Source organism: Streptomyces sp. JW3 (assembly GCF_052216785.1).
Classification (GTDB): Bacteria; Actinomycetota; Actinomycetes; order Streptomycetales; family Streptomycetaceae; genus Streptomyces.
In genome coordinates this window covers 39990-61032 of record NZ_JBQOUX010000024.1, presented here as the reverse complement: position 1 = coordinate 61032, position 21043 = coordinate 39990, and the positions used below count along the sequence as shown (strand labels likewise).

Annotated in this window: 21 protein-coding genes and 1 riboswitch; of the genes, 16 read left to right on the top strand and 5 right to left on the bottom strand. The window is 73.4% G+C overall.

Translation table 11 applies throughout. The features are described from left to right. The first annotated feature begins 166 nt into the window (after positions 1–166). From rpe to ACTT8P_RS13060, 8 genes are all read left to right on the top strand, one after another. Entirely contained in the window at positions 167–853 is a 687-nt protein-coding gene (rpe, locus tag ACTT8P_RS13095) for a ribulose-phosphate 3-epimerase (RefSeq protein WP_442831780.1), read from the top strand. A gap of 115 nt (positions 854–968) precedes the next feature. After that, complete coding sequence (locus ACTT8P_RS13090; protein ID WP_442831779.1) at positions 969–2012, top strand: sugar-binding transcriptional regulator; 1044 nt, start codon at positions 969–971, stop codon at positions 2010–2012. A gap of 50 nt (positions 2013–2062) precedes the next feature. Beyond that, positions 2063–2386 carry a barstar family protein gene (locus tag ACTT8P_RS13085; protein WP_442831778.1) on the top strand — a complete coding sequence of 108 codons (324 nt, stop codon included), beginning with the start codon at positions 2063–2065 and terminating at the stop codon, positions 2384–2386. A gap of 324 nt (positions 2387–2710) precedes the next feature. Beyond that, positions 2711–4153: a GuaB1 family IMP dehydrogenase-related protein gene (locus tag ACTT8P_RS13080; protein WP_442831797.1), complete on the top strand. Its 1443-nt coding sequence runs from the start codon at positions 2711–2713 to the stop codon at positions 4151–4153. A 20-nt stretch (positions 4154–4173) separates the two neighbouring features. After that, positions 4174–4626, top strand: a complete 453-nt coding sequence (locus tag ACTT8P_RS13075) for an Lrp/AsnC family transcriptional regulator (RefSeq protein WP_442831777.1) — start codon at positions 4174–4176, stop codon at positions 4624–4626. A gap of 171 nt (positions 4627–4797) precedes the next feature. After that, positions 4798–5973 carry an MFS transporter gene (locus ACTT8P_RS13070; RefSeq protein ID WP_442831776.1) on the top strand — a complete coding sequence of 392 codons (1176 nt, stop codon included), beginning with the start codon at positions 4798–4800 and terminating at the stop codon, positions 5971–5973. A 308-nt stretch (positions 5974–6281) separates the two neighbouring features. Further along, positions 6282–7070, top strand: a complete 789-nt coding sequence (locus tag ACTT8P_RS13065; protein WP_442831775.1) for a carbon-nitrogen hydrolase family protein — start codon at positions 6282–6284, stop codon at positions 7068–7070. A gap of 28 nt (positions 7071–7098) precedes the next feature. Continuing rightward, positions 7099–8799 carry a flavin monoamine oxidase family protein gene (locus tag ACTT8P_RS13060; RefSeq protein WP_442831774.1) on the top strand — a complete coding sequence of 567 codons (1701 nt, stop codon included), beginning with the start codon at positions 7099–7101 and terminating at the stop codon, positions 8797–8799. 13 nt (positions 8800–8812) lie between these two features. Here the strand turns inward: ACTT8P_RS13060 and ACTT8P_RS13055 are convergent, their stop codons facing one another. Beyond that, the gene (locus ACTT8P_RS13055) at positions 8813–9742 is read right to left on the bottom strand and encodes an LLM class F420-dependent oxidoreductase (RefSeq protein ID WP_442831773.1); all 930 of its coding nucleotides are present in this window, start codon (positions 9740–9742) and stop codon (positions 8813–8815) included. A gap of 78 nt (positions 9743–9820) precedes the next feature. Then, positions 9821–10516: a DUF5995 family protein gene (locus ACTT8P_RS13050; RefSeq protein ID WP_442831772.1), complete on the bottom strand. Its 696-nt coding sequence runs from the start codon at positions 10514–10516 to the stop codon at positions 9821–9823. A 173-nt stretch (positions 10517–10689) separates the two neighbouring features. Between ACTT8P_RS13050 and ACTT8P_RS13045 the strand changes: the two genes are divergently transcribed. Continuing rightward, a complete protein-coding gene (locus ACTT8P_RS13045; RefSeq protein WP_442831796.1) occupies positions 10690–11835 on the top strand; it encodes a glycoside hydrolase family 6 protein in 1146 nt (381 codons plus the stop codon). On the opposite strand, the gene ACTT8P_RS13040 is transcribed toward ACTT8P_RS13045, so the two are convergent. Then, on the bottom strand, positions 11817–13211 hold the full coding sequence (locus ACTT8P_RS13040; protein WP_442831771.1) for a uracil-xanthine permease family protein: 1395 nt from the start codon (positions 13209–13211) through the stop codon (positions 11817–11819). The genes ACTT8P_RS13045 and ACTT8P_RS13040 overlap by 19 nt on opposite strands. Before the next feature lie 165 nt (positions 13212–13376). Between ACTT8P_RS13040 and ACTT8P_RS13035 the strand changes: the two genes are divergently transcribed. Further along, positions 13377–13835: an acyl-CoA thioesterase gene (locus ACTT8P_RS13035; protein ID WP_442831770.1), complete on the top strand. Its 459-nt coding sequence runs from the start codon at positions 13377–13379 to the stop codon at positions 13833–13835. Here ACTT8P_RS13035 and ACTT8P_RS13030 read toward each other — a convergent pair. Next, complete coding sequence (locus ACTT8P_RS13030) at positions 13795–15009, bottom strand: MFS transporter (protein ID WP_442831769.1); 1215 nt, start codon at positions 15007–15009, stop codon at positions 13795–13797. The two genes, ACTT8P_RS13035 and ACTT8P_RS13030, sit on opposite strands and share 41 nt — an antisense overlap. A gap of 129 nt (positions 15010–15138) precedes the next feature. Here ACTT8P_RS13030 and ACTT8P_RS13025 point away from each other — a divergent pair, with 129 nt between their 5' ends. Continuing rightward, entirely contained in the window at positions 15139–16665 is a 1527-nt protein-coding gene (locus tag ACTT8P_RS13025; protein WP_442831768.1) for an ROK family protein, read from the top strand. Between the two features lie 55 nt (positions 16666–16720). Here ACTT8P_RS13025 and ACTT8P_RS13020 read toward each other — a convergent pair whose 3' ends face one another. After that, positions 16721–17152, bottom strand: coding sequence for a hypothetical protein (locus tag ACTT8P_RS13020; protein WP_442831767.1), 432 nt, complete (start codon positions 17150–17152; stop codon positions 16721–16723). A gap of 251 nt (positions 17153–17403) precedes the next feature. After that, positions 17404–17534, top strand: a riboswitch (FMN riboswitch). Positions 17535–17691: 157 nt separating this feature from the next. Between ACTT8P_RS13020 and ACTT8P_RS13015 the strand changes: the two genes are divergently transcribed. From ACTT8P_RS13015 to ACTT8P_RS12995, 5 genes are read left to right on the top strand one after another with little or no spacing between them, the layout of a single operon-like run. Then, positions 17692–18294, top strand: a complete 603-nt coding sequence (locus ACTT8P_RS13015; RefSeq protein ID WP_442831766.1) for a riboflavin synthase — start codon at positions 17692–17694, stop codon at positions 18292–18294. Continuing rightward, on the top strand, positions 18291–18935 hold the full coding sequence (locus ACTT8P_RS13010; RefSeq protein WP_442831765.1) for a nicotinamide mononucleotide transporter family protein: 645 nt from the start codon (positions 18291–18293) through the stop codon (positions 18933–18935). Before ACTT8P_RS13015 ends, ACTT8P_RS13010 begins: the two co-directional genes overlap by 4 nt. Beyond that, positions 18932–20221, top strand: a complete 1290-nt coding sequence (locus ACTT8P_RS13005; RefSeq protein ID WP_442831764.1) for a bifunctional 3,4-dihydroxy-2-butanone-4-phosphate synthase/GTP cyclohydrolase II — start codon at positions 18932–18934, stop codon at positions 20219–20221. Before ACTT8P_RS13010 ends, ACTT8P_RS13005 begins: the two co-directional genes overlap by 4 nt. 21 nt (positions 20222–20242) lie before the next feature. Continuing rightward, positions 20243–20749 carry a 6,7-dimethyl-8-ribityllumazine synthase gene (ribH, locus tag ACTT8P_RS13000; RefSeq protein ID WP_442831763.1) on the top strand — a complete coding sequence of 169 codons (507 nt, stop codon included), beginning with the start codon at positions 20243–20245 and terminating at the stop codon, positions 20747–20749. 13 nt (positions 20750–20762) lie between these two features. Beyond that, positions 20763–21035 (top strand): phosphoribosyl-ATP diphosphatase, encoded by a 273-nt coding sequence (locus ACTT8P_RS12995; protein WP_442831762.1) that lies wholly within the window; start codon positions 20763–20765, stop codon positions 21033–21035. Positions 21036–21043: the final 8 nt, after the last annotated feature.

The following is a 21043-nucleotide window of genomic DNA, read 5'->3' as shown; positions in this document are numbered from 1 at the left end:
GGGTCGTTCGCGGGGCGGCCGGTGCGGCCGCCGCATCCTCGGCCCCGTGTCCGGACGGACACGGACGTGACCGGCGAGGGCCCGTCGGAACGCTCGGAGCCCGTCTCGGTGGGACCAGGTCCGTACCGGGGAGACCCGGCGGGGCCGGGCATGGCAGGCTTGCACCATGGCCGTGCAGATCAACCCCAGCATCCTGTCCGCCGACTTCTCCCGCCTCGCGGACGAGGCGAAGGCGGTGCGGGGAGCCGACTGGCTCCATGTGGACGTCATGGACAACCACTTCGTCCCCAACCTCACGCTCGGCGTGCCGGTCGTAGAGTCCCTCGCCCGTGCGACGGACACCCCGCTGGACTGCCACCTGATGATCGAGGCGCCCGATCGGTGGGCACCGCAGTACGTCGAGGCGGGGGCCGGTTCCGTCACCTTCCACGCGGAGGCCGCCGCCGCCCCCGTACGCCTGGCCCGCGAGATCCGGGCCAAGGGCGCCCGCGCCTCCATGGCGCTCAAGCCGGCCACGCCCGTCGAGCCGTACGAGGACCTGCTGCCCGAGCTGGACATGCTGCTGATCATGACGGTGGAACCGGGCTTCGGCGGACAGGCGTTCCTCGACATCATGCTGCCGAAGATCCGGCGCACCCGGGAGCTGATCGCCAAGCACGGCCTGGAGCTGTGGCTGCAAGTGGACGGCGGGGTCTCCGCGGCGACCATCGAGCGGTGCGCGGAGGCGGGCGCCGACGTCTTCGTGGCGGGCTCGGCCGTGTACGGTGCGTCGGACCCGGACGAAGCGGTGCGGGCGCTGCGCGCGCAGGCCGAGGGGGCGACCGCGGCGGCGTCCTGGGCGTGCGCCCACTGACGGGCGGCGCGTACGGACGCCCGCCGACGTCCACTGAAGGACGAGTACGTGAACGGCTCCCGTCCGGGCTGATCAAGTGCGCCGTATCTGCGAGGATGAACGGCGTATCCAGAGTGTGAACAGCAGTGAGGAGAGCGCCGTGTCGGGTATGTCGGCGGGCCGCGCAGCCATGCGGATGGGACCCGCTGAGCTGGTCCAGGCGGCGGCCATGGCCCGCCGTTTCTACCTTGAGGGCAAGTCCAAGATCCAGATCGCGGAGGAGTTCGGCGTCAGCCGCTTCAAGGTGGCCCGGGTCCTGGAGACCGCCCTCGAACGGGACCTCGTACGCATCGAGATCCGGGTGCCGGCCGAGCTGGACGCCGAGCGCTCGGACGCGCTCCGCGCCCGCTACGGGCTGCGCCACGCGGTCGTCGTGGAGTCCCCGGCCGACGCCGAGGAGACCCCCGACCCCGAGAACCTGGGCGAGGTCGCCGCCGACCTGCTCGGCGAGCTGGTCAACGAGGGGGATGTGCTCGGCCTGGCCTGGGGCCGCTCCACCATCCACATGGCGGCGGCCCTGGACCGGCTGCCGCCGTGCACGGTGGTGCAGCTGACCGGCGTGTACGACGCGGGGACCGCCGAGCGCGGCTCGGTGGAGGCGGTGCGCCGCGCCGCCCAGGTCTCCGGCGGCGACGCCCACCCCATCTACGCGCCGATGCTGCTGCCGGACGCGGCGACCGCCGAGGCGCTGCGGCACCAGACCGGCATCGCGCGGGCCTTCGAGTACTTCGACAAGGTCACCGTCGCCTGCGTCTCCATCGGCTCCTGGGAGCCGGGCATCTCCACGGTGCACGACATGCTCAGCGACGAGGAGCGCGGCCACTACGCCTCGCTCGGCGTCGCCGCCGAGATGTCCGCGCACCTCTTCGACGCCGAGGGGCGCCGGGTCGGCCGGGACCTGGGGGAGCGGTGCATCACGGTCAAGGCCGACCAGCTCCGGCGTATCCCCGAGGTCGTGGCGATCGCCGGCGGACAGCGCAAGGCGGCGGCCATCGACGCGGTGCTGCGCTCGGGCCTGGTCACCAGCCTGGTGACGGACACCTCCGCCGCGGACTACCTGATGGCGGCCGGAGCGGCCCCCCGGTCCGCGCTCAACCGGTCCGACCCGGACGGCATGTGACGCGGCATCAGGAAGGACAGGTAGGACAGGTAGGACAGGAAGGAGCGGAGATGGCGGAGACGGCATCGGATCCGGCAGGCCGGATCGTGGTCGCGCTGGACCTCGACGGGGTCACCGACAAGGCCGGCCTGATGGACCGCTGCGCCCGCGTCCTCGGCCTGCCCGAGTGGTTCGGCCGCAACTGGGACGCCCTCGCGGACTCCCTGGCCGACCCCTCCGTCTGGCCCGAGGGGGCCGGCGAGCGGGGCCTGGTCCTGGTCGTGGAGAACTGGCGGGGCTACGCCGCGGCGCGGCCCGAGGAGTGGCAGGTCGCCGAGGAAGTGTTCGCCGAGGCCACCGACCGCGGCCCGGGGCTCTTCGTCACGCTGGGCTGAGGGACCGGTGGGCTGAGGGACCGGTGGGCTGAGGGACCGGTGGGCCGAGGGACCGGTGGGCCGAGGGACCGGTGGACTCAGAGACCCGTGGGCTGACGGATTCATGGGCTGACGGATTCATGGGCTGACGGATTCATGGGCTCATGGCTTCGTGGGCACGGATGAACCGACTGGCTTTGGAGGTTCCTCCCAGGCGCTCCCGGGCAGCCTGGACGTTCTGCCCGGGGCGCCCTCGGGGCCGGTCGTGAAAGAATGAAGTACGTGCTCTTTCCCCCTGGCTGACCTGTCCGGGGGCCACCTCTGATCGACTGGGATGTGCAGCACGTGCGTTTCCTCAACGACATCCAGCCCTCGTACGACCTGACGTACGACGACGTCTTCATGGTGCCGAGCCGCTCCGCCGTGGGCTCGCGGCAGGGCGTGGACCTCCGCTCCCCGGACGGCACGGGCACCACCATCCCGCTGGTCGTCGCCAACATGACCGCCATCGCCGGGCGCCGCATGGCCGAGACGGTGGCCCGGCGCGGCGGCCTCGTGGTCGTCCCGCAGGACATCCCGATCGAGGTCGTCACCGACGTCGTGCGCTGGGTCAAGAGCCGCCACCACGTGCTGGACACCCCGATCGTGCTGGCCCCGCACCAGACCGTCGCCGACGCGCTCTCCCTGCTGCCCAAGCGCGCGCACAACGCCGGGGTGGTCGTGGACGAGGCGGGTCGGCCGGTCGGTGTGGTCACCGACAGCGACCTGAGCGGCGTGGACCGCTTCACCCAGCTCGAAGAGGTCATGTCCAAGGACCTGCTGCTGGTCGACGCGGACCAGGATCCGCGCGAGGCGTTCAACACCCTGGACGCCGCCAACCGGCGCTTCGCCCCCGCCGTCGGCCAGGACGGCCGGCTGGCCGGCATCCTCACCCGCAAGGGCGCCCTGCGCGCCACGCTCTACACCCCGGCCGTCGACGCGGTCGGCAAGCTGCGCGTCGCCGCCGCCGTCGGCATCAACGGCGATGTGGCGGGCAAGGCCGAGCAGCTGCTCGACGCGGGCGTGGACACCCTCGTCATCGACACCGCGCACGGCCATCAGGAGTCGATGATCAGCGCCGTCAAGCTGGTCCGCGACCTGGACCCGAAGGTGCCGGTCGTGGCCGGCAACATCGTCTCCGCCGAGGGCGTCCGGGACCTGATCGAGGCCGGCGCGGACATCATCAAGGTCGGTGTCGGCCCCGGCGCCATGTGCACCACCCGGATGATGACCGGCGTCGGCCGGCCGCAGTTCTCCGCGGTACTGGAGTGCGCCGCCGAGGCGAAGAAGTACGGCAAGCACGTGTGGGCCGACGGTGGTGTCCGGCACCCCCGGGACGTGGCGATGGCGCTCGCCGCCGGCGCCTCCAACGTCATGATCGGCTCCTGGTTCGCCGGGACGTACGAGTCCCCGGGCGACCTCCAGCACGATGCGAACGGCCGGGCCTACAAGGAGTCCTTCGGCATGGCCTCGGCCCGCGCGGTGCGCAACCGCACCTCGGAGGAGTCGGCGTACGACCGGGCCCGCAAGGGGCTGTTCGAGGAGGGCATCTCGACCTCCCGGATGTTCCTCGACCCGGCCCGCCCCGGCGTCGAGGACCTCATCGACTCGATCATCGCGGGCGTCCGCTCCTCCTGCACCTACGCCGGGGCCGGCTCCCTGGAGGAGTTCGCCGAGCGGGCCGTCGTCGGCGTCCAGAGCGCGGCCGGCTACGCCGAGGGCAAGCCGCTGCACGCCAGCTGGAGCTGAGCGGTCGGGTACGCGGTCCCATGCTGAACGATCTCGACGAACGCATCGTGCGCGCCCTCGCCGAGGACGCCCGCCGCTCCTACGCGGACATCGGGCACCTGGTCGGCCTGTCCGCGCCCGCGGTCAAACGGCGGGTGGACCGGCTGCGCGCCACCGGCGCCATCACCGGGTTCACCGTCCGGGTCGACCCCGCCGCGCTCGGCTGGCGGACCGAGGGCTTCGTCGAGATCCACTGCCGCCGCAACACCTCGCCGGAGACCATCCGGCGCGGGCTGGAGCGCTACCCGGAAGTCGTCGCCGCCTCCACCGTCACCGGGGACGCGGACGCCGTCGCCCAGGTCCTCGCCGCCGACATGCGGCACTTCGAGCAGGTCCTGGAACGGATCGCCGGGGAGCCGTTCGTCGAGCGCACCAAGTCCGTGCTCGTACTCTCCCCGCTGCTGCGGCGCTTCTCGTCGGCCGCGCCCGCCTGAGCCCGAACGGACAGGGGAACCGGGGGCCGCGGAAAATCCCCGGCCCCGCCGCCCCGCCGCGACTACCATCGCTGCCATGACCTGGCGACATTGATCCACCCGTCGTGCCTCCCGAGGGCCGCCTCGGCCGCCGTACCACCGGCGTCCGATCCGTCCTCCCGGGAAGGCCCCATGACTCTCTCACCCCCGCGTGCGCCCGCCGCCGGTCTCCGGCGGCTCGCGGCCACGCTGTACGGCTACGCGTTCCTCGACGACTTCGTGCTGCTGTACCCGGTGTACGCGCTGCTGTTCGCCGACACCGGTCTGTCGATCTGGCAGACGTCCTCGCTCTTCGCCCTGTGGTCGCTGACCGGAGTGCTGCTGGAGGTGCCGTCCGGCGCCTGGGCCGACGCGGTCTCCCGCCGGCTGCTGCTGTGGCTCGGACCGCTGCTCACCTCGGTGGGCTTCGCGCTGTGGGTGCTGATCCCCTCGTACCCGGCGTTCGCGGCCGGCTTCGTCCTGTGGGGCATCCGCGGCGCGCTCGGCTCCGGCGCGCTGGAGGCCCTGGTCTACGAGGAACTGGTCCGGCTCGGCGCGGCCGACCGGTACGCCCGCCTGATGGGCCGGGCCCGCGCGGCGGGACTGCTGGCCGTGATGGCGGCGATGGGCGGCGCCGGGCCGGTCTTCGGGTACGGCGGCTACCCGGCCGTCGGCGCCGCCAGTGTCCTGGTCTGTCTGCTCACCGCGGCGATCGCGACCCGCTTCCCGGAGCACCCGGCACCGTCGGGCGGCGGCGCCGGCTGGGCCGCGACCCTGCGCGCCGGGCTCGCCGCGGTGCGCGCCGGACGGTCGCTGCGCCGGGCTCTGCTGCTGGTCCCGGCGGTCGGCGCGGTGTGGGGCGCGCTCGACGAGTACACCCCGCTGCTGGTGCGCGAGACCGGAGTGCCGGACGCGGAGGTTCCGCTGCTGCTCCTGCTGATCTGGACCGGGGCCACCGCCGGCAGCCTGGCGGCCGGACCGGCCGAACGCCTCGGCGACCGGGGACTGGCCTGGCTGCTCACGGGTTCCGCGGCCGCCCTGGCGGCCGGCGCCGGGGCCGGCACCCCGGCCGCCCTGGTCCTGGTGGCCGTCGCCTTCGGCGGTTTCCAACTGGCGACCGTACTGGCCGACGTCCGGCTCCAGCACCGTATCGAGGACGCCGGCCGGGCCACCCTCACCTCGGTCGCGAGCCTGGGCACCGGGCTGGCCACGGTCCTGGTGTACGCCGGGTACGCGGCGGTCGCCTCGCACGCCTCGCACGGCACGGTGTTCGCGCTGTTCGCCCTGGTGTACGTCGGCACGGCGGTGACGGTGGCCCGGAGTGGATGACCGGAGTGGATGACTGGAGTGGATGACCGGAGTGGATGACTGGAGTGGATGACCGGAGTGGATGACTGGAGTGGATGACCGGAGTGGATGACTGGAGCGGATGACTGGAGTGGATGACCGGGGAGGCGGCCTGGGAGGGCGATCGGGGAGGGCGGCCGCCCCGTACGCAACGAATCGCCGCCAGGTGCCCGAACAACGCAACGAACGGCGGGTCGGCCCGCAACAGTCGTCGCTTGTCGCCCCCGGGCCACCGCCCGTAGCGTCTGAGCGACCCCCCGCGCCCCCCGCGACCTCGGTGAGGAACCCCCATGCGCACCGCCCTGCTCCAGAGCTCCGGCCGCCCCGGCTCCGTCGCCGCCAACCTCGACGTCCTCGACGCGGCCGCGGGCCGGGCCGCCGCCGCGGGCGCCGGGCTGCTGGTGACGCCGGAGCTGTTCCTGACCGGGTACGCCATCGGCGCGGGCCTCGCCCGGCTGGCCGAGCCCGCCGACGGCGACGCGGCCGACGCGATCGCCGCGACGGCCACCCGGCACGGCCTCGCCGTCGCCTACGGCTACCCCGAGCGGGACGGCGACCGCGTCCACAACTCCGTCCAGCTCGTCGCCGCCGACGGCACCCGGCTCGCCAACTACCGCAAGACCCACCTCTACGGCCGCTACGAGCGCGACCACTTCACCCCGGGCGACCGCCCCGTCGTCCAGGCCGAGCTGCCCGGTCTCACCGTCGGCCTGCTGATCTGCTACGACGTCGAGTTCCCGGAGAACGTCCGGGCCCACGCGCTGGCCGGCACCGACCTGCTGCTGGTCCCGACCGCGCAGCCGCACCCGTTCCAGTTCGTCGCCGAATCCCTCGTGCCGGTGCGGGCCTTCGAGAACCAGCTGTACGTGGCGTACGTCAACCGGGTCGGCGCGGAGGGCGGGTTCGAGTTCGTCGGGCGGTCCGTCCTCGCCGGACCGGACGGCGTCGCCCGCGCCCGCGCCGGACGCGCCGAGGAACTCGTCCTGGCCGACGCGGACCCGGTCCTCCTCACCGCCTCCCGCGCGGCCAACCCGTACCTGGCCGACCGCCGGCCCGGCCTGTACGGCTCCCTCATCTGACACCTTCCGAACAAGGAGCCCGCACCCCATGACGTTCACGGTGCCCACCGCCGTAGCGCACCCCGACGGGCAGCAGCCGCCGATCACCATGTCCGGCCCGGACTTCCCGTACGCCTACGACGACTTCCTCGCCCACCCGGCCGGGCTCGGCCAGATACCCGCCACCGAGCACGGCACCCAGGTCGCCGTCATCGGCGGCGGGCTCTCCGGCGTCGTCACCGCCTACGAGCTGATGAAGATGGGCCTGAAACCGGTCGTGTACGAGGCCGACCGGATCGGCGGTCGGCTGCGCACCGTCGGCTTCGAGGGCGCGGGCACCGAAGGGCTGACCGCCGAACTGGGCGCGATGCGCTTCCCGCCCTCCTCCACCGCCCTGAAGCACTACATCGACCTGGTGGGCCTGGAGACCCGGCCCTTCCCCAACCCGCTCTGCGCGGCCACCCCCTCCACCGTCATCGACCTCAAGGGCGCGACCCACTACGCCGAGACCCCGGCCGACCTGCCCCAGGTCTACCGGGACGTCGCCGCCGCCTGGGCCCGCTGCCTGGAGGAGGGCGCCGACTTCTCCGCCATGAACCGCGCCCTGCGCGAGCGGGACGTGCCGCGCGTCCGGGAGATCTGGGCGCGGCTGGTCGAGAAGCTCGACAACCAGACCTTCTACGGCTTCCTCTGCGACTCCGAGGCGTTCAAGTCCTTCCGGCACCGGGAGATCTTCGGCCAGGTCGGCTTCGGCACCGGCGGCTGGGACACCGACTTCCCCAACTCCGTCCTGGAGATCCTCCGCGTCGTCTACACCGAGGCCGACGACCACCACCGCGGCATCGTCGGCGGCTCCCAGCAACTGCCGCTGCGGCTGTGGGAGCGGGCGCCCGAGAAGACCGTGCACTGGCCGTACGGCACCTCGCTGGCGAGCCTGCACGACCGCGGCGCGCCCCGCCCGGCGGTGACCCGGCTGCACCGCACCGCGGGCGACCGGATCACCGTGACCGACGCGGACGGCGACATCCGCACCTACCCGGCGGCCGTCTTCACCGCCCAGTCCTGGATGCTGCTCTCGCAGATCGCCTGCGACGACGCGCTGTTCCCCATCGACCACTGGACCGCCGTCGAGCGCACCCACTACATGGAGTCCAGCAAGCTGTTCGTGCCGGTGGACCGGCCGTTCTGGCGGGACAAGGACGCGCGCACCGGGCGGGACGTCATGTCGATGACCCTCACCGACCGCATGACGCGCGGCACCTACCTCCTGGACGACGGTCCTGACCGGCCCGCCGTCATCTGCCTCTCCTACACCTGGTGCGACGACAGCCTGAAGTGGCTGCCGCTGTCCGCGCACGAGCGGATGGAGGTCATGCTGAAGTCGCTCGGCGAGATCTATCCCGGAGTGGACATCCGGGGGCATGTCATCGGCAACCCGGTGACCGTCTCCTGGGAGAACGAGCCGTACTTCATGGGCGCGTTCAAGGCCAACCTGCCCGGCCACTACCGCTACCAGCGGCGCCTGTTCACCCACTTCATGCAGGACCGGCTGCCCGCCGGCCAACGCGGGATCTTCCTCGCCGGTGACGACATCTCCTGGACGGCGGGCTGGGCCGAGGGCGCCGTGCAGACCGCGCTGAACGCGGTCTGGGGCGTGATGCGCCACTTCGGCGGGGCGACCGACCCCGGCAACCCCGGGCCCGGTGACGTCTACGACGCCATCGCGCCCGTCGAGCTGCCGGAGGACTGAGATGAGGGACGGGTCATATCCCCGCCGCGCGGACCTTCTCGTACACCTCGGCGGCGACGTCCTTCAGTTCCTCGGCGTCGCGCAGGCCCGCCTGGAGGTCGATCATGATCTCGTCCAGGCCGATCGCGGCGTGCGCGGCCAGATCCGCGACGATCTGGTCGACGCTGCCGTGGAAGGGCCGCCGGCCGGAGCCGTCGTACGTCTTCGGCCGGTACCGGGCGTTGGCCCGCAGCGTGGCCCGGAGCGGTTCGGTGCGGCCGCGCTCGGCGGCCAGGTCGCGCAGCTGCCGCCACTGCTCCGACACCGCCTGGACGCCCACGCCCACCGGCAGCCAGCCATCGGCGTGGTCGACCAGCCGGCGTCGGGCGCGCGCGTTGCCCGCCGCCAGCAGGATCGGAATCGGGCGCGCGGGCTTGGGGCCGACCACGGCCGGCCCGATCCTCGTGAAGTCGCCCTGGTACGCCACCGGGTCCGGGCCCCACACCGCGCGGCACACGGCGATCAGCTCGTCCAGCGCCCGGCCGCGCTGCGCGAACGGCCGTACCGACGCCGCCGCGTACTCGTCGTGCGACCAGCCGGTGCCGAAGCCCGCCACCACCCGGCCGCCGCTCGCCGCGTCCAGTGTGGCGAGGGTCTTGGCGAGCTGGAACGGCAGGTGCAGCGGGGCGATCAGCACGCTGGTGCCGAGCCGGGCCCGCTCGGTGGCCGCGGTGGCCAGCGCCAGTGTGACCAGCGGTTCGGCCACCGAGCGGTACTCGTCCGGCCAGGGCAGGCCGTCGATGCCGTACAGCCCCTGGGTGGCGGGTTCGGGGACGAGGGCGCGCTCGAAGACCCACAGGCTGGTGTATCCGGTCCGTTCGGCGGCGCGGGCCACCTCCGGGACGTCCGTGCCGATGTCGTACTGACGCATCTGCGGGAGACCGAGTCCGAGCGGGATCGCCATACCTGTGCTCCTTCGCCGTCGGTGTGACCGAAGGGTCAACACCCGCCGGAGGTACGGGAATTCCGCGCCGGGCGGGAGTCAGCCGGGCAGCGGGGTGAGCAGCATGCGGCCCGCGAGACCGACCGCCTCGTCCAGCCGTGCGGCGAACTCGCCGGCCAGGTCCGGCAGCCGGCGCAGCGCCCACAGGGTGCGGGCCGCGACCCAGGCGGCGTCCCGGGCCCGCTCCAGGCTCCAGGAGCCGAGCAGATGGGTCAGCGGGTCGGCGATCCGGAGCAGATCGGGACCCGGCATCAGATCTTCGCGGACCCGCTCCTCCAGCGACCCGAGGAGTTCGCCCACGCGGTCGAACTCGTCCTCCAGGTCACCGGGCGCGCAGCCGAGCGTACGACAGGTGTCCACGACGGCGAGCGCCAGATCGTGGCCGATGTGCGCGTTGACGCCGGCCAGCGCGAACTGCGGCGGACGTACCTGGGGATGACGGCGGAACTGGAACAGGGGCCGCCAGCAGGCGGGCGGCCGGCGCGCGTCCGCCACCGCGTCGACCGCGGCGAGGTAGCGCTCGGCGAACCGTACATCCAGCGTGCTCGCGGCCCGGGCGTCCGGGAAGCGGCCGCCGTCGATGTCCCGGGCGACGGCCTCGGTGACGGTCAGATAGACCCGGTTGAAGACCGCGATCCCGTCACCGGCGGGCAGCGTCGCGTCAAGGGCGCGCATCCGGGACAGGACGGTGTCCACCGAGCCGGTGGCCGTGGGGACGTGTCGACAGTGCGGCATGGGGGCAGAGTCGCAGCTTCAGGGGGACGGCAGGACCGGCGGGCCCGTAGCTTCCTCACAACGGGGGAACGTGCTCGCCGCGTGGGGAGGGGATCCGTATCGTGTCCGGCCTTCGTACCCGGCGGCTCGCCGCGCGCCGGGCCGCCCGCCGCCGTGCCGCCCGGCGCGGCCTGATGGTCGCCGTGGCCGCCGTCGTGACCGCGGCCGGCACGGTCGCCGGCACGCTGTCCGCGCTGTCCGCGCCGGGGGAGGACGGCGGTGCCGGCGGCGGCCGTACGGACGTGGCCCGGCCGCCGGTCACCCGGTCGCTGCGGCCGGCGCCCGGCACCGCGGAGCCGTCCTCGCCCGCACCGTCCCTCGCCCGCTCCCCGGCCGTGTCGGCCACGCCGACCCCGACCCCGACCCCGGCGCCCACGCCCGCGACGACCGCCGGGACACCGCGTCCCGCCGACCCGGCCGCCCGGCTCTACCGCCACCCCGACTCCCAGGTCCTCGACTGGGTGGCCGCCCACCCCGGCGACCCGCGCCACGCGGTCATCGCCGGCCGGATAGCCGGCCGCCCCGCCGCCGTCTGGTTCGCCGACTTCACCCCGGACACCATCACCGCCCGGGTCCGCGCCGTCACCTCGGGCGGCGCCGCCCAGGACCGGGTCCCGGTGCTGGTGCCGTACGCGATACCCGACCGTGACTGCGGCGGCCACTCCGAGGGCGGGGCACCCGACCTGGCCGCCTACGCCGACTGGATCGACCGGTTCGCCGCCGGGCTGGGCTCGGCCGAGGTCGTCGTCGTCCTGGAGCCCGACTCGGTCGCCCAGGCCGACTGCCTGTCCGACCGGGAGCGCGCCGACCGCTTCGCCGCCCTCGCCCGGGCCGGCCGGGTCCTCAAGGCGGCGAACCCGAAGGCCCGGGTCTACTACGACGCCGGTCACTCCGGCTGGCACCCGCCCGGCGAACAGGCCGGGTGGCTGAAGCGGGCGGGCGCCGCCTCGGCCGCCTCCTCCGACGGGATCTTCAGCAACGTCGCCAACTTCCACCGCACCGCCGACGAGACCGCCTACGACCGCGCGGTGCTCGACGCCCTCGGCGGACCGGCCGGCCTCGGTGCCGTCGTCGACACCAGCCGCAACGGCAACGGCGCCCCGGCCGACGGCGCGTGGTGCGACCCGGCGGGGCGCCGGATCGGGGCCGCGCCGACGCTGCGGACCGGCGCGGACCGGATCGACGCCTACCTGTGGATCAAGCTGCCCGGGGAGTCGGACGGCTGCAAGGGCGCACCGGGCACCTTCTCCCCGTCCTACGCCTACGACTTGGCGCGGTGACCGTCCTCCTGGTCGTACGAGGAGGTGCCCTCGTCCAGCAGCGGTTCCTGCGTCTTGAGGTGGGCGGGGGCGAAGGCGCGCAGCGTGTGGTAGCCGGTGATGACGACGACGGTGCCGAGCGCGATGCCGCTGAGCGAGAAGGTGTCGGTGAAGTTCAGTGAGACCCCGCCGACGCCGATGATGATGCCCGCGGCGGCCGGCACCAGGTTCAGCGGGTTGCGCAGGTCCACCCGGGCGTTGGTCCAGATCTGCGCGCCGAGCAGGCCGATCATGCCGTACAGGATGACCGTGATGCCGCCGAGGACACCGCCCGGGACCGCGGCCACCACCGCGCCGAACTTCGGGCAGACGCCGAACAGCAGCGCGAAGCAGGCGGCGGCCCAGTAGGCGGCCGTGGAGTAGACCCGGGTCGCGGCCATCACGCCGATGTTCTCGGAGTACGTGGTGTTGGGCGGGCCGCCGACCGCGGTGGACAGCACGGAACCGATGCCGTCGGCGGAGATCGCCGTACCGAGCTTGTCGTCCAGCGGGTCGCCGGTCATCTCGCCGACCGCCTTGACGTGCCCCGCGTTCTCCGCGACGAGCGCGATCACCACCGGCAGGGCGACCAGGATCGCCGACCACTGGAAGGTCGGCCCGTGGAACGAGGGCAGCCCGATCCAGTCGGCCTGGCCGACGGCGGAGAAGTCGAGCCGCCAGTGGTCGGTGACCTTGCCGCTGCCGTCCACCGAGTGGATCTTCCCGAAGATCCGGTCCAGGACGAACGACAGCACGTACCCGAAGACCAGTCCCAGGAAGATCGCGATCCGGGACCAGAAACCGCGCAGGCACACCACGGCCAGACCGGTGAACAGCATCACCAGCAGCGCCGTCCACTGGTCCTGCGGCCAGTAGGTGGAGGCGGTGACCGGGGCCAGGTTGAAGCCGATCAGCATCACCACCGCGCCGGTGACCACCGGCGGCATCGCGGCGTGGATGATCCGGGCCCCGAACTTCTGCACCGCCAGACCCACCAGGAACAGCGCGACGCCCACCACCAGCACCGCGCCGGTCACCGTGGCGCTGGTGCCGCCCTGCGCCCGGATCACCGCGGCGACCCCGACGAAGGACAGCGAGCAGCCCAGGTAACTCGGCACCCGGCCGCGGGTGGCCAGCAGGAAGATCGCGGTCGAGACACCCGACATCATGATCGCGAGGTTCGGGTCGAGACCCATCAGGACCGGGGCCACGAACGACGCCCCGAACATCGCCACCACGTGCTGGGCGCCGAGCCCGACCGTGCGGGGCCAGGAGAGCCGTTCGTCGGGGCGGACCACCGCACCGGGGGCGGGGGTGCGCCCGTCACCGTGCAGCTTCCAGCGGACGCCGAGATCCATGGGGTGTCGCTTTCCTCGTTCTGGTTTTGCGTTCCGTGCGGTTCGTCCGGACCATTGTCAGGGCTGACCGGGCATGCTTCGCCCTGATGAGCGCCTGCTTAGGATGAGCGGAGCCGCCGATTCGTGTAGGCGGCAATCATCCCGTACGTCCCAGGAGCACCGCCCATGACCGCCGAAGCCCCGTCCGCCCCCGTCCTCTCTCCCGGCCGGCTGGTCCCCGTCACCGTCCACTTCGACGACCTGGACGCCCTCGGCCTGCTGCACAACGCCCGCTACCCGGTGCTGGTCGAGCGGGCCTGGGGCGAGCTGTGGGAGGCGTACGGCCACCGGTACACCGGCGACTGGGCGGCGGCCGGCGACGCCTGCAACGCCGTCAAGGAACTGCGGATCAGCTACGAGGCACCCGTCACCCGGCCCGGCGGATACGCCGTCCACCTGTGGCTGGAGCGGCTGGGCCGGACCGGGCTCACGTACGGCTTCCGGTTCTGCTCGGCGGACGGGGCGACCACGTACGCCCGCGGCAGCCGGGTCCTGGTCCGGCTGGACCCGGCGACGATGCGGCCGGCCCCGTGGAGCGAGGAGTTCAGGACCGTCGGCCGGGGACTGCTGCGCTCGGCGCAGTGACCTTCAGCGGGGTGCGGTCGCCGGCCCGCAGCACGCCCGCGAACGCCACCAGACCGCAGGCCAGCACGGTCACCAGCCCGAACGACACCACCAGGCTGGTGGCCTCGGCCAGGCCGCCGATCGCGCTCGGCGCGACCAGCCCGGAGGTGTACGTGATGGTGGCGACGCCCGCGATGGCCAGCGAGGGGTTGCTGCCGCTGCGGCCCGCCGCCGCGAAGCAGAGCGGCACGACCACCGCGATGCCGAGGCCCAGCAGCGCGAACCCGGCCATCGCCACCGCCGGGTGGCCGCCGATCACCACCAGCACACCGCCGAGCGCGGCCAGCACACCGCTCACCCGCACCGAGCGCACCGCGCCGAACCGGTCCACGATCCGGTCGCCGGCGAACCGGGACAGCGCCATCGTCAGGGTGAACCCGGTGGTGCACGCCGCCGCCAGCCCCGGCGAGGTGCCGAGCTGGTCGCGCAGGTAGACCGCCGACCAGTCCAGGCTCGCGCCCTCCGCGAAGACCGCGCAGAACCCGACCGCGCCGATCAGCACCGCGGACCGCGGCGGCAGCGCGAACCGCGGCGGGGCCGCCTCGTCCTCGGCCGGCTGGAGGTCCAGCACCCAGGAGCACATGACCACGCCGAGCACCGTCAGGACGGCGGCGGCCAGCAGATGGTGCAGCCGGGCGTCCGCGCCGAGGTGGGCGGCGAGCGTGCCGGCCGCCGAACCGACCAGGGCGCCCGCGCTCCACATGCCGTGCAGCCCCGACATGATCGACTTGTCGAGCCGGTTCTCCACCTCGACGCCCAGCGCGTTCATCGCCACGTCGGCCATGCCCGCGGTGGCCCCGTAGCCGAACAGGGCGAGGCACAGGGTGGGCAGGTTCGGGGCCAGCGAGGGCAGGATCAGCGACAGCGTCCAGCCGGCCAGCAGCAGGCGCAGGGCGGTGCGGGCGCCGAAGCGGTGGCTGATCCGGCCGGCCAGCGGCATGGCGAGCGAGGCGCCGAGCGCCGGGAAGGCCAGGGCCAGGCCCAACTGGCCCGCGCTGACCCCGGCGTGCTCCTGGATCCAGGGCACCCGGGTCGCGAACGAGCCGGTGACCGAGCCGTGCACCGCGAAGACGGCCGCCACGGCGTAGCGGGCGCGCCGTACCTCACGTGGCTGGTAGACCACCGCACTGCTCATTCCCGGCCCCTCCGTCGTGTCCGTGCGCCGCTGTGTCCGGCTGCGGGCGTAAACTATCAGGAAGGTTGCCTTATAGATAGCGGGCAACCGGCCGCGGGCCCCGGCCCGTCGATCTGGAAGGATCCCGGCATGCCCGCCACTCCGAGCACCGCCCGGGCCATCAACGACCGGCTCGCCCTCCAACTGTTCCAGCGGGAGGGCCCGTTGACGGCCGCGCAGCTCAAGCAGCTCACCGGTCTGTCCCGGCCGTCCGTGGCCGACCTCGTCGAACGGCTCACCGCGGCCGGCCTGATCGAGGTGGTCGGCGAGGCGGGGGAGCAGCGCCGCGGCCCCAACGCCAAGCTGTACGGGATCGTCGCCGGGCTCGCCCACCTGGCCGCCCTCGACGTACGCACCGAGGGCGTCTCCGTACTCGTCTCCGACCTGGTCGGCGGGGTACTGGCCGAGGCGTCCGGACCGATCCGCGACGACGCCGGGACCGGACCGGCGGTGGAGCAGGCGGTCGCGCTGGTCGAGCGGGCCGCAAAGGTCGCCGGGGCGGACCGGCTGCACACGGTCGGCATCGGCGCCCCCGGCCTGATCGACCCGGCCGGCGGCGAACTGCGGGACTCCGGCGGCCTGCCCGCCTGGCACCGCCGCCTGGTGGCCGCGCTCCAGGAGCGGTTCCCGGAGTCCCGGGTGAGCGTCGAGAACGAGACCAACCTCGCCGCCCTGGCCGAACAGCGCGACGGCGCGGCCCGGGACCGGGACACGTTCGTCCTGCTCTGGCTGGATCTCGGCATCGGCGCGGCGCTGGTCCTGGACGGGGCGGTGCGGCGGGGCGCCTCCGGGGGCGCCGGCGAGGTCGGCTTCCTGCCGGTGCCGGGCACCACGGGCCTGCCGTCGGCCACCGACTGCGGCGGCGGCTTCCACTCCCTGGCGTCGGCGTCGGCGATCGTCGCGCTGGCGGGGGAGTACGGGGTGCGCGGCGCCGGTCCGGAGACCGCGGACGCCCCGCCGCGTTCCGCCGGTTCTGGGGTCGCGGATGCCCGGCCGCGTTCCGCCGGTCCAGGGGCTGCGGATGCCCCGCCGTACGCTGCCGGTTCTGGGGTCGCGGATGCCCGGCCGCGTTCCGCCGGTTCTGGGGTCGCGGATGCCCGGCCGCGTTCCGCCGGTCCAGGGGCTGCGGATGCCCCGCCGTACGCTGCCGGTTCTGGGGTCGCGGATGTCCGGCCGCGTTCCGCCGGTCCAGGGGCTGCGGATGCCCCGCCGTATGCCGCCGGTCCAGGGGCTGCGGACGCCCCGCCGTACGCCGCCGGTCCAGGGACCGCGGACGCCCCGCCGCACGCCGCCGCCCTCGTGGCGGCCGCCGCGTCCGCGTGCCACGCCGACCCGGCCGCCGGCCGCTTCCTCGACGCCCTGGCCGACCGGGTCGCCCTCGGCGCCGCCGCCGTGGTCTCCGTCCTCGACCCCGGCTGCGTGGTGCTGGCCGGGGAGATCGGCCGGGCGGGCGGGACGGCGCTGGCCGGCCGGGTCCACCACCGCCTCGCCCGGATGTCCCCCCTGCCCACGGAGGTACGGGCCAGCCCGCTGGGCGGCGAGGCCGTGCTGCGCGGGGCACTCCTGACGGCCCGCGACAGCGCCCAGACCGAACTCTTCGCGCCACCGGAACGCTAGGGGTCTTCGGAACGGCGGAGCGCCGCCGCCGTCCCGTCAGGAAGCCACCAGAACGTCAGGAAGCCGCCGCGCCCTCCCCACCGCCCCCCTTCCCCACCGCCAGCCACACCAGCACCGCCGGCAGCACCACCGCCGTCCCCAGCAGCGCCATGAACCCAGCGCCGCTCGCCGCCGACAGGGGCGTCAGATGCCGGGCGTGGAAAAGCAGATGCGGCACCGCGGAGACCAGGTAGGCCACCAGCGAGGTCAGCACCAGCCGCCGGTCCATCGTCACCACCGCCGCGCACAGCACCACGGCCAGCGCCAGCCCGGCCCCGCCGAAGTCCCGCAGCAGATGCTCGTTGTAGGGCGGCAGGTGCGACACCCACGGCCACTTCCAGAACAGCTCCGGCAGCAGCAGCACCCACAGGCCGAGCGCCAGCTGGGTGCCGGCCAGCACTCCGAGCCCCGCCCGGAGCAACCCGTCACGTCCGATCGTCCACCGCACGGCGGTAAGCCTTCCCCGCAGGAGACGCCCGCACCCCGGACCTGGGTGGCCCGGCGGCGGGCAAGGGCCGTCGTCACCACCGCCGGGCCGGTCACGGGAGGGGAGGTCGCGCAGACACTAGAGAGGACTAGACCAAAGCGTCAATAGGTACGGACCTGTCGAGGGCCGGAAAGGCCCGGCTGTGAGCCACCCCACAGCCTCCGCCCGACTGGGCGTGGATCAGGCGTGGCACACTGGCTCTGTACCAGAAGCAGCGCACTCCGGGGTCGGTGAAAGTCCGAACCGGCGGTTACAGTCCGCGACCCGGTCGCCTCCAGCGACCGGTTGACCAGGTGAAATTCCTGGACCGACGGTTAAAGTCCGGATGGGAGGCAGTGCGCGGCGGACGAGCACATGTGCGCGTCGCCGGCTGTTTCGGGCCCGTCCTCGGGGGACAGGTCCGACCGACGAGCGCCACACCCGTGCCGTCGTCCGTACGTCCTGTCGGCTGTCGACAGATGCCCCGGAGTCCGTGCCCAAGAGGCAGGAGGACCCGGGAAGTGTTCACCGGAATCGTCGAAGAGCTGGGCGAGATCACCGCCGTCGAGACCCTCGGCGACGCCTGTCGCTTCCGGCTGCGCGGCCCCGTCGTCACCGAGGGCGCCCGGCACGGGGACTCCATCGCCGTCAACGGCGTCTGCCTCACCGTCGTCGACCACGAGGGCGACGAGTTCACCGCCGACGTGATGGCCGAGACCCTGAACCGTTCCAGCCTCGGCGCCCTCACCACCGGCTCCCGGGTCAACCTGGAGCGCCCCACCGCCGTCGGCGCCCGCCTCGGCGGCCACATCGTGCAGGGCCATGTCGACGGCACCGGTGAGATCGTCGCGCGCGAGCCCTCCGAGCACTGGGAGATCGTCCGGATCTCGCTGCCCGCCCACCTCGCCCGGTACGTCGTCGAGAAGGGCTCCATCACCGTCGACGGCATCAGCCTCACCGTCGTCGACGCCGGCCCCGACTACTTCACCGTCAGCCTCATCCCGACCACCCTCGCCCTGACCACGCTCGGCGTGAAGCAGCCCGGCGACCCGGTCAACCTCGAGGTGGACGTCATCGCCAAGTACGTCGAGCGACTGCTCGGCGCCCAGGGGGGCGCCCGGTGAACTGGCTCAATTCGGAGGCGTTCGTCCTCCTCGACCAGCACATCAAGTGGTCGGACATGATCGGCAACGTCATAGGTCTGCTCGGTCTCGCCCTCGGCTGGCGCCGCTCGCTGTGGAGCTGGCCGGTGCAGTTCCTCTCCGGCCTGATCCTCTTCGCCGCGTTCGCCACCGCCCACCTGTCCGGCAGCGCCGGCAAGCAGATCGTCGTCATGGTGGTCGCCGGGTACGGCTTCCAGCAGTGGAACCGGGGCCGCCGGCAGGCCCAGGACGGCACCATCGCCGTCCGCTTCGCCACCTGGCGCGAGCGCGCCGTGCTGCTCGGCGCCGCCGCCGTCGGCACCCTCGCGGTCGGCGGCCTGTTCACCGCCTACCCGAGCCTGTCCTGGGACCCCTGGCCGGACGCCTACGTGTTCGTCGGCACGATCGTCGCCATGTACGCCCAGGCCCGCGGCATGGTCGAGTTCTGGTTCGCCTGGCTGCTGGTCGACCTGGTCGGCGTCCCGCTGAACTTCGCCAACGGCTTCGCCTTCTCCGGCTTCGTCTACGTCATCTACGGCGCGCTCGTCCTGTGGGGCCTGCGCGACTGGTGGCTGCGCTCCCGCAGGGGACCGCGGCCCGTCATGGAAGGAGCGCCCGCATGAGCGCGGCACCTATCCTCTACACCGCCGACGGCCCCGAGGACCTGGTCCTCGACCCCGTCGCACAGGCCGTCGCCGACATCGCGGCCGGCCGCCCGGTCGTGGTCGTCGACGACGCCGACCGGGAGAACGAGGGCGACCTCGTGATCGCCGCCGAGAAGGCGACCGAGGAACTCGTCGCCTTCATGATGAGCGAGTGCCGCGGCCTGGTCTGCGCTCCCATGGAGGGCGACGAACTGGACCGGCTGCGGCTGCCGCAGATGGTCGAGGACAACACCGAGTCCATGAAGACCGCGTTCACGGTCACCGTGGACGCCACCGCCGCGCACGGCGTCACCACCGGCATCTCCGCCGCCGACCGCGCCACCACGCTGCGGCTGCTGGCGAGCGGCACCGCCGAACCCACCGACCTGGTCCGCCCCGGCCACGTCTTCCCGCTGCGCGCCCGCCCCGGCGGCGTCCTGGTCCGCAACGGCCACACGGAAGCCGCCGTCGACCTCGCCCGCCTCGCGGGCCTGCGCCCGGCCGGTGCCATCGTCGAGATCGCCGGCGAGGACGGCCGGATGCTGCGGCTGCCCGAGCTGATCCCGTTCGCCCGCAAGCACGGCCTGACGATCATCTCCATCGAGGACCTGATCGCCTACCGCCGCAGCGCGGAGCCCACCGTCCGCCGCGAGGCCGAGGTCCGGCTGCCCACCGCGCACGGCACCTTCACCGCGTACGGCTACCGCTCCACCGTGGACGGCGTCGAGCACGTCGCCCTGGTGCACGGCGAGCTCGGCGACGGCGACGACGTGCTGGTCCGGGTCCACTCCGAGTGCCTGACCGGCGACGTCTTCGGCTCCCAGCGCTGCGACTGCGGCCCCCAGCTCGACGCCTCGCTGGCCCGCATCCAGGCCGAGGGCCGCGGCGTGGTCGTCTACCTGCGCGGCCACGAGGGCCGCGGCATCGGCCTGATGTCCAAACTACGCGCCTACGAACTCCAGGAGCGCGGCCGCGACACGCTGGACGCCAACCTGGAACTCGGGCTGCCCGCCGACGCCCGGGACTACGCCGCCGGCGCCCGGATCCTGACGGACCTCGGCGTGCGCGGCGTCCGCCTGATGACCAACAACCCCGACAAGAAGGACGCCCTCGTCCGGCACGGCATCGAGGTCACCGGCCGCGAACCGATGCCGGTCCAGGCGAGCGAGCACAACCTCCGCTACCTGCGCACCAAGCGGGACCGGATGGGCCACGACCTGCCCTGGCTGGACACCACCGCCGTGTCCACCTGCGGCAACCAGTAACGAAAGAGCACGAGGAGCAACGTGAGCGGCAAGGGTGCACCCGAACTGTCCGTCAGCAACGTCGGCGACCTGCGGGTCGCCGTCATCGCGGCGCAGTGGCACGAGAAGGTGATGGACGGCCTGGTGGACGGCGCCCTGCGCGCCCTGCACGACCTGGGCATCAGCGAGCCGACCCTGCTCAGGGTCCCCGGCAGCTGGGAACTGCCGGTGGTCGCCAAGGGCCTCGCCGGACGCGGCTACGACGCCATCGTCGCCCTCGGCGTCGTCATCCGCGGCGGCACCCCCCATTTCGAGTACGTCTGCCAGGGCGTCACCCAGGGCCTCACCCAGGTCTCCGTCGACACCGGCGTCCCCGTCGGCTTCGGCGTCCTGACCTGCGACACCGAGCAGCAGGCGCTGGACCGGGCCGGTATCGAGGGCTCCACCGAGGACAAGGGCCACGAGGCGGTGACCGCGGCGGTGGCGACGGCGGCGACGCTGCGTTCAGTATCCGAACCCTGGCGCCAGGGCGGTCCGCACAACCCGTAGAGTGGGCGGCACCATGTCCAAGAAGACGTTCGAGGAGCTGTTCACCGAGCTCCAGCACAAGGCCGCCCACGGCGATCCCGCCACCTCCCGCACCGCCGAGCTGGTCGACAAGGGCGTCCATGCCATCGGCAAGAAGGTCGTCGAGGAGGCCGCCGAGGTCTGGATGGCCGCCGAGCACGAGGGCAAGGAAGCGGCCGCCGAGGAGATCTCCCAGCTGCTGTACCACGTCCAGGTGATGATGGTCGCCCGCGGCATCTCCCTGGACGACGTCTACGCCCACCTCTGAGCCCCGTC

Bases quoted from the DNA above. Each gene is read 5' to 3' on its own strand.
- ACTT8P_RS13060 (WP_442831774.1), top strand. From the start codon at position 7,099: ATGACGTTCACGGTGCCCACCGCCGTAGCGCACCCCGACGGGCAGCAG.
- ACTT8P_RS13040 (WP_442831771.1), bottom strand. From the start codon at position 13,211: ATGGATCTCGGCGTCCGCTGGAAGCTGCACGGTGACGGGCGCACCCCC.
- ACTT8P_RS13050 (WP_442831772.1), bottom strand. From the start codon at position 10,516: ATGCCGCACTGTCGACACGTCCCCACGGCCACCGGCTCGGTGGACACC.
- ACTT8P_RS13055 (WP_442831773.1), bottom strand. From the start codon at position 9,742: ATGGCGATCCCGCTCGGACTCGGTCTCCCGCAGATGCGTCAGTACGAC.
- ACTT8P_RS13045 (WP_442831796.1), top strand. From the start codon at position 10,690: ATGGTCGCCGTGGCCGCCGTCGTGACCGCGGCCGGCACGGTCGCCGGC.
- ACTT8P_RS13070 (WP_442831776.1), top strand. From the start codon at position 4,798: ATGACTCTCTCACCCCCGCGTGCGCCCGCCGCCGGTCTCCGGCGGCTC.
- ACTT8P_RS12995 (WP_442831762.1), top strand. From the start codon at position 20,763: ATGTCCAAGAAGACGTTCGAGGAGCTGTTCACCGAGCTCCAGCACAAG.
- ACTT8P_RS13035 (WP_442831770.1), top strand. From the start codon at position 13,377: ATGACCGCCGAAGCCCCGTCCGCCCCCGTCCTCTCTCCCGGCCGGCTG.
- ACTT8P_RS13085 (WP_442831778.1), top strand. From the start codon at position 2,063: ATGGCGGAGACGGCATCGGATCCGGCAGGCCGGATCGTGGTCGCGCTG.
- ACTT8P_RS13075 (WP_442831777.1), top strand. From the start codon at position 4,174: ATGCTGAACGATCTCGACGAACGCATCGTGCGCGCCCTCGCCGAGGAC.
- ACTT8P_RS13030 (WP_442831769.1), bottom strand. From the start codon at position 15,009: ATGAGCAGTGCGGTGGTCTACCAGCCACGTGAGGTACGGCGCGCCCGC.
- ACTT8P_RS13005 (WP_442831764.1), top strand. From the start codon at position 18,932: ATGAGCGCGGCACCTATCCTCTACACCGCCGACGGCCCCGAGGACCTG.
- ACTT8P_RS13025 (WP_442831768.1), top strand. From the start codon at position 15,139: ATGCCCGCCACTCCGAGCACCGCCCGGGCCATCAACGACCGGCTCGCC.
- ACTT8P_RS13065 (WP_442831775.1), top strand. From the start codon at position 6,282: ATGCGCACCGCCCTGCTCCAGAGCTCCGGCCGCCCCGGCTCCGTCGCC.
- rpe (WP_442831780.1), top strand. From the start codon at position 167: ATGGCCGTGCAGATCAACCCCAGCATCCTGTCCGCCGACTTCTCCCGC.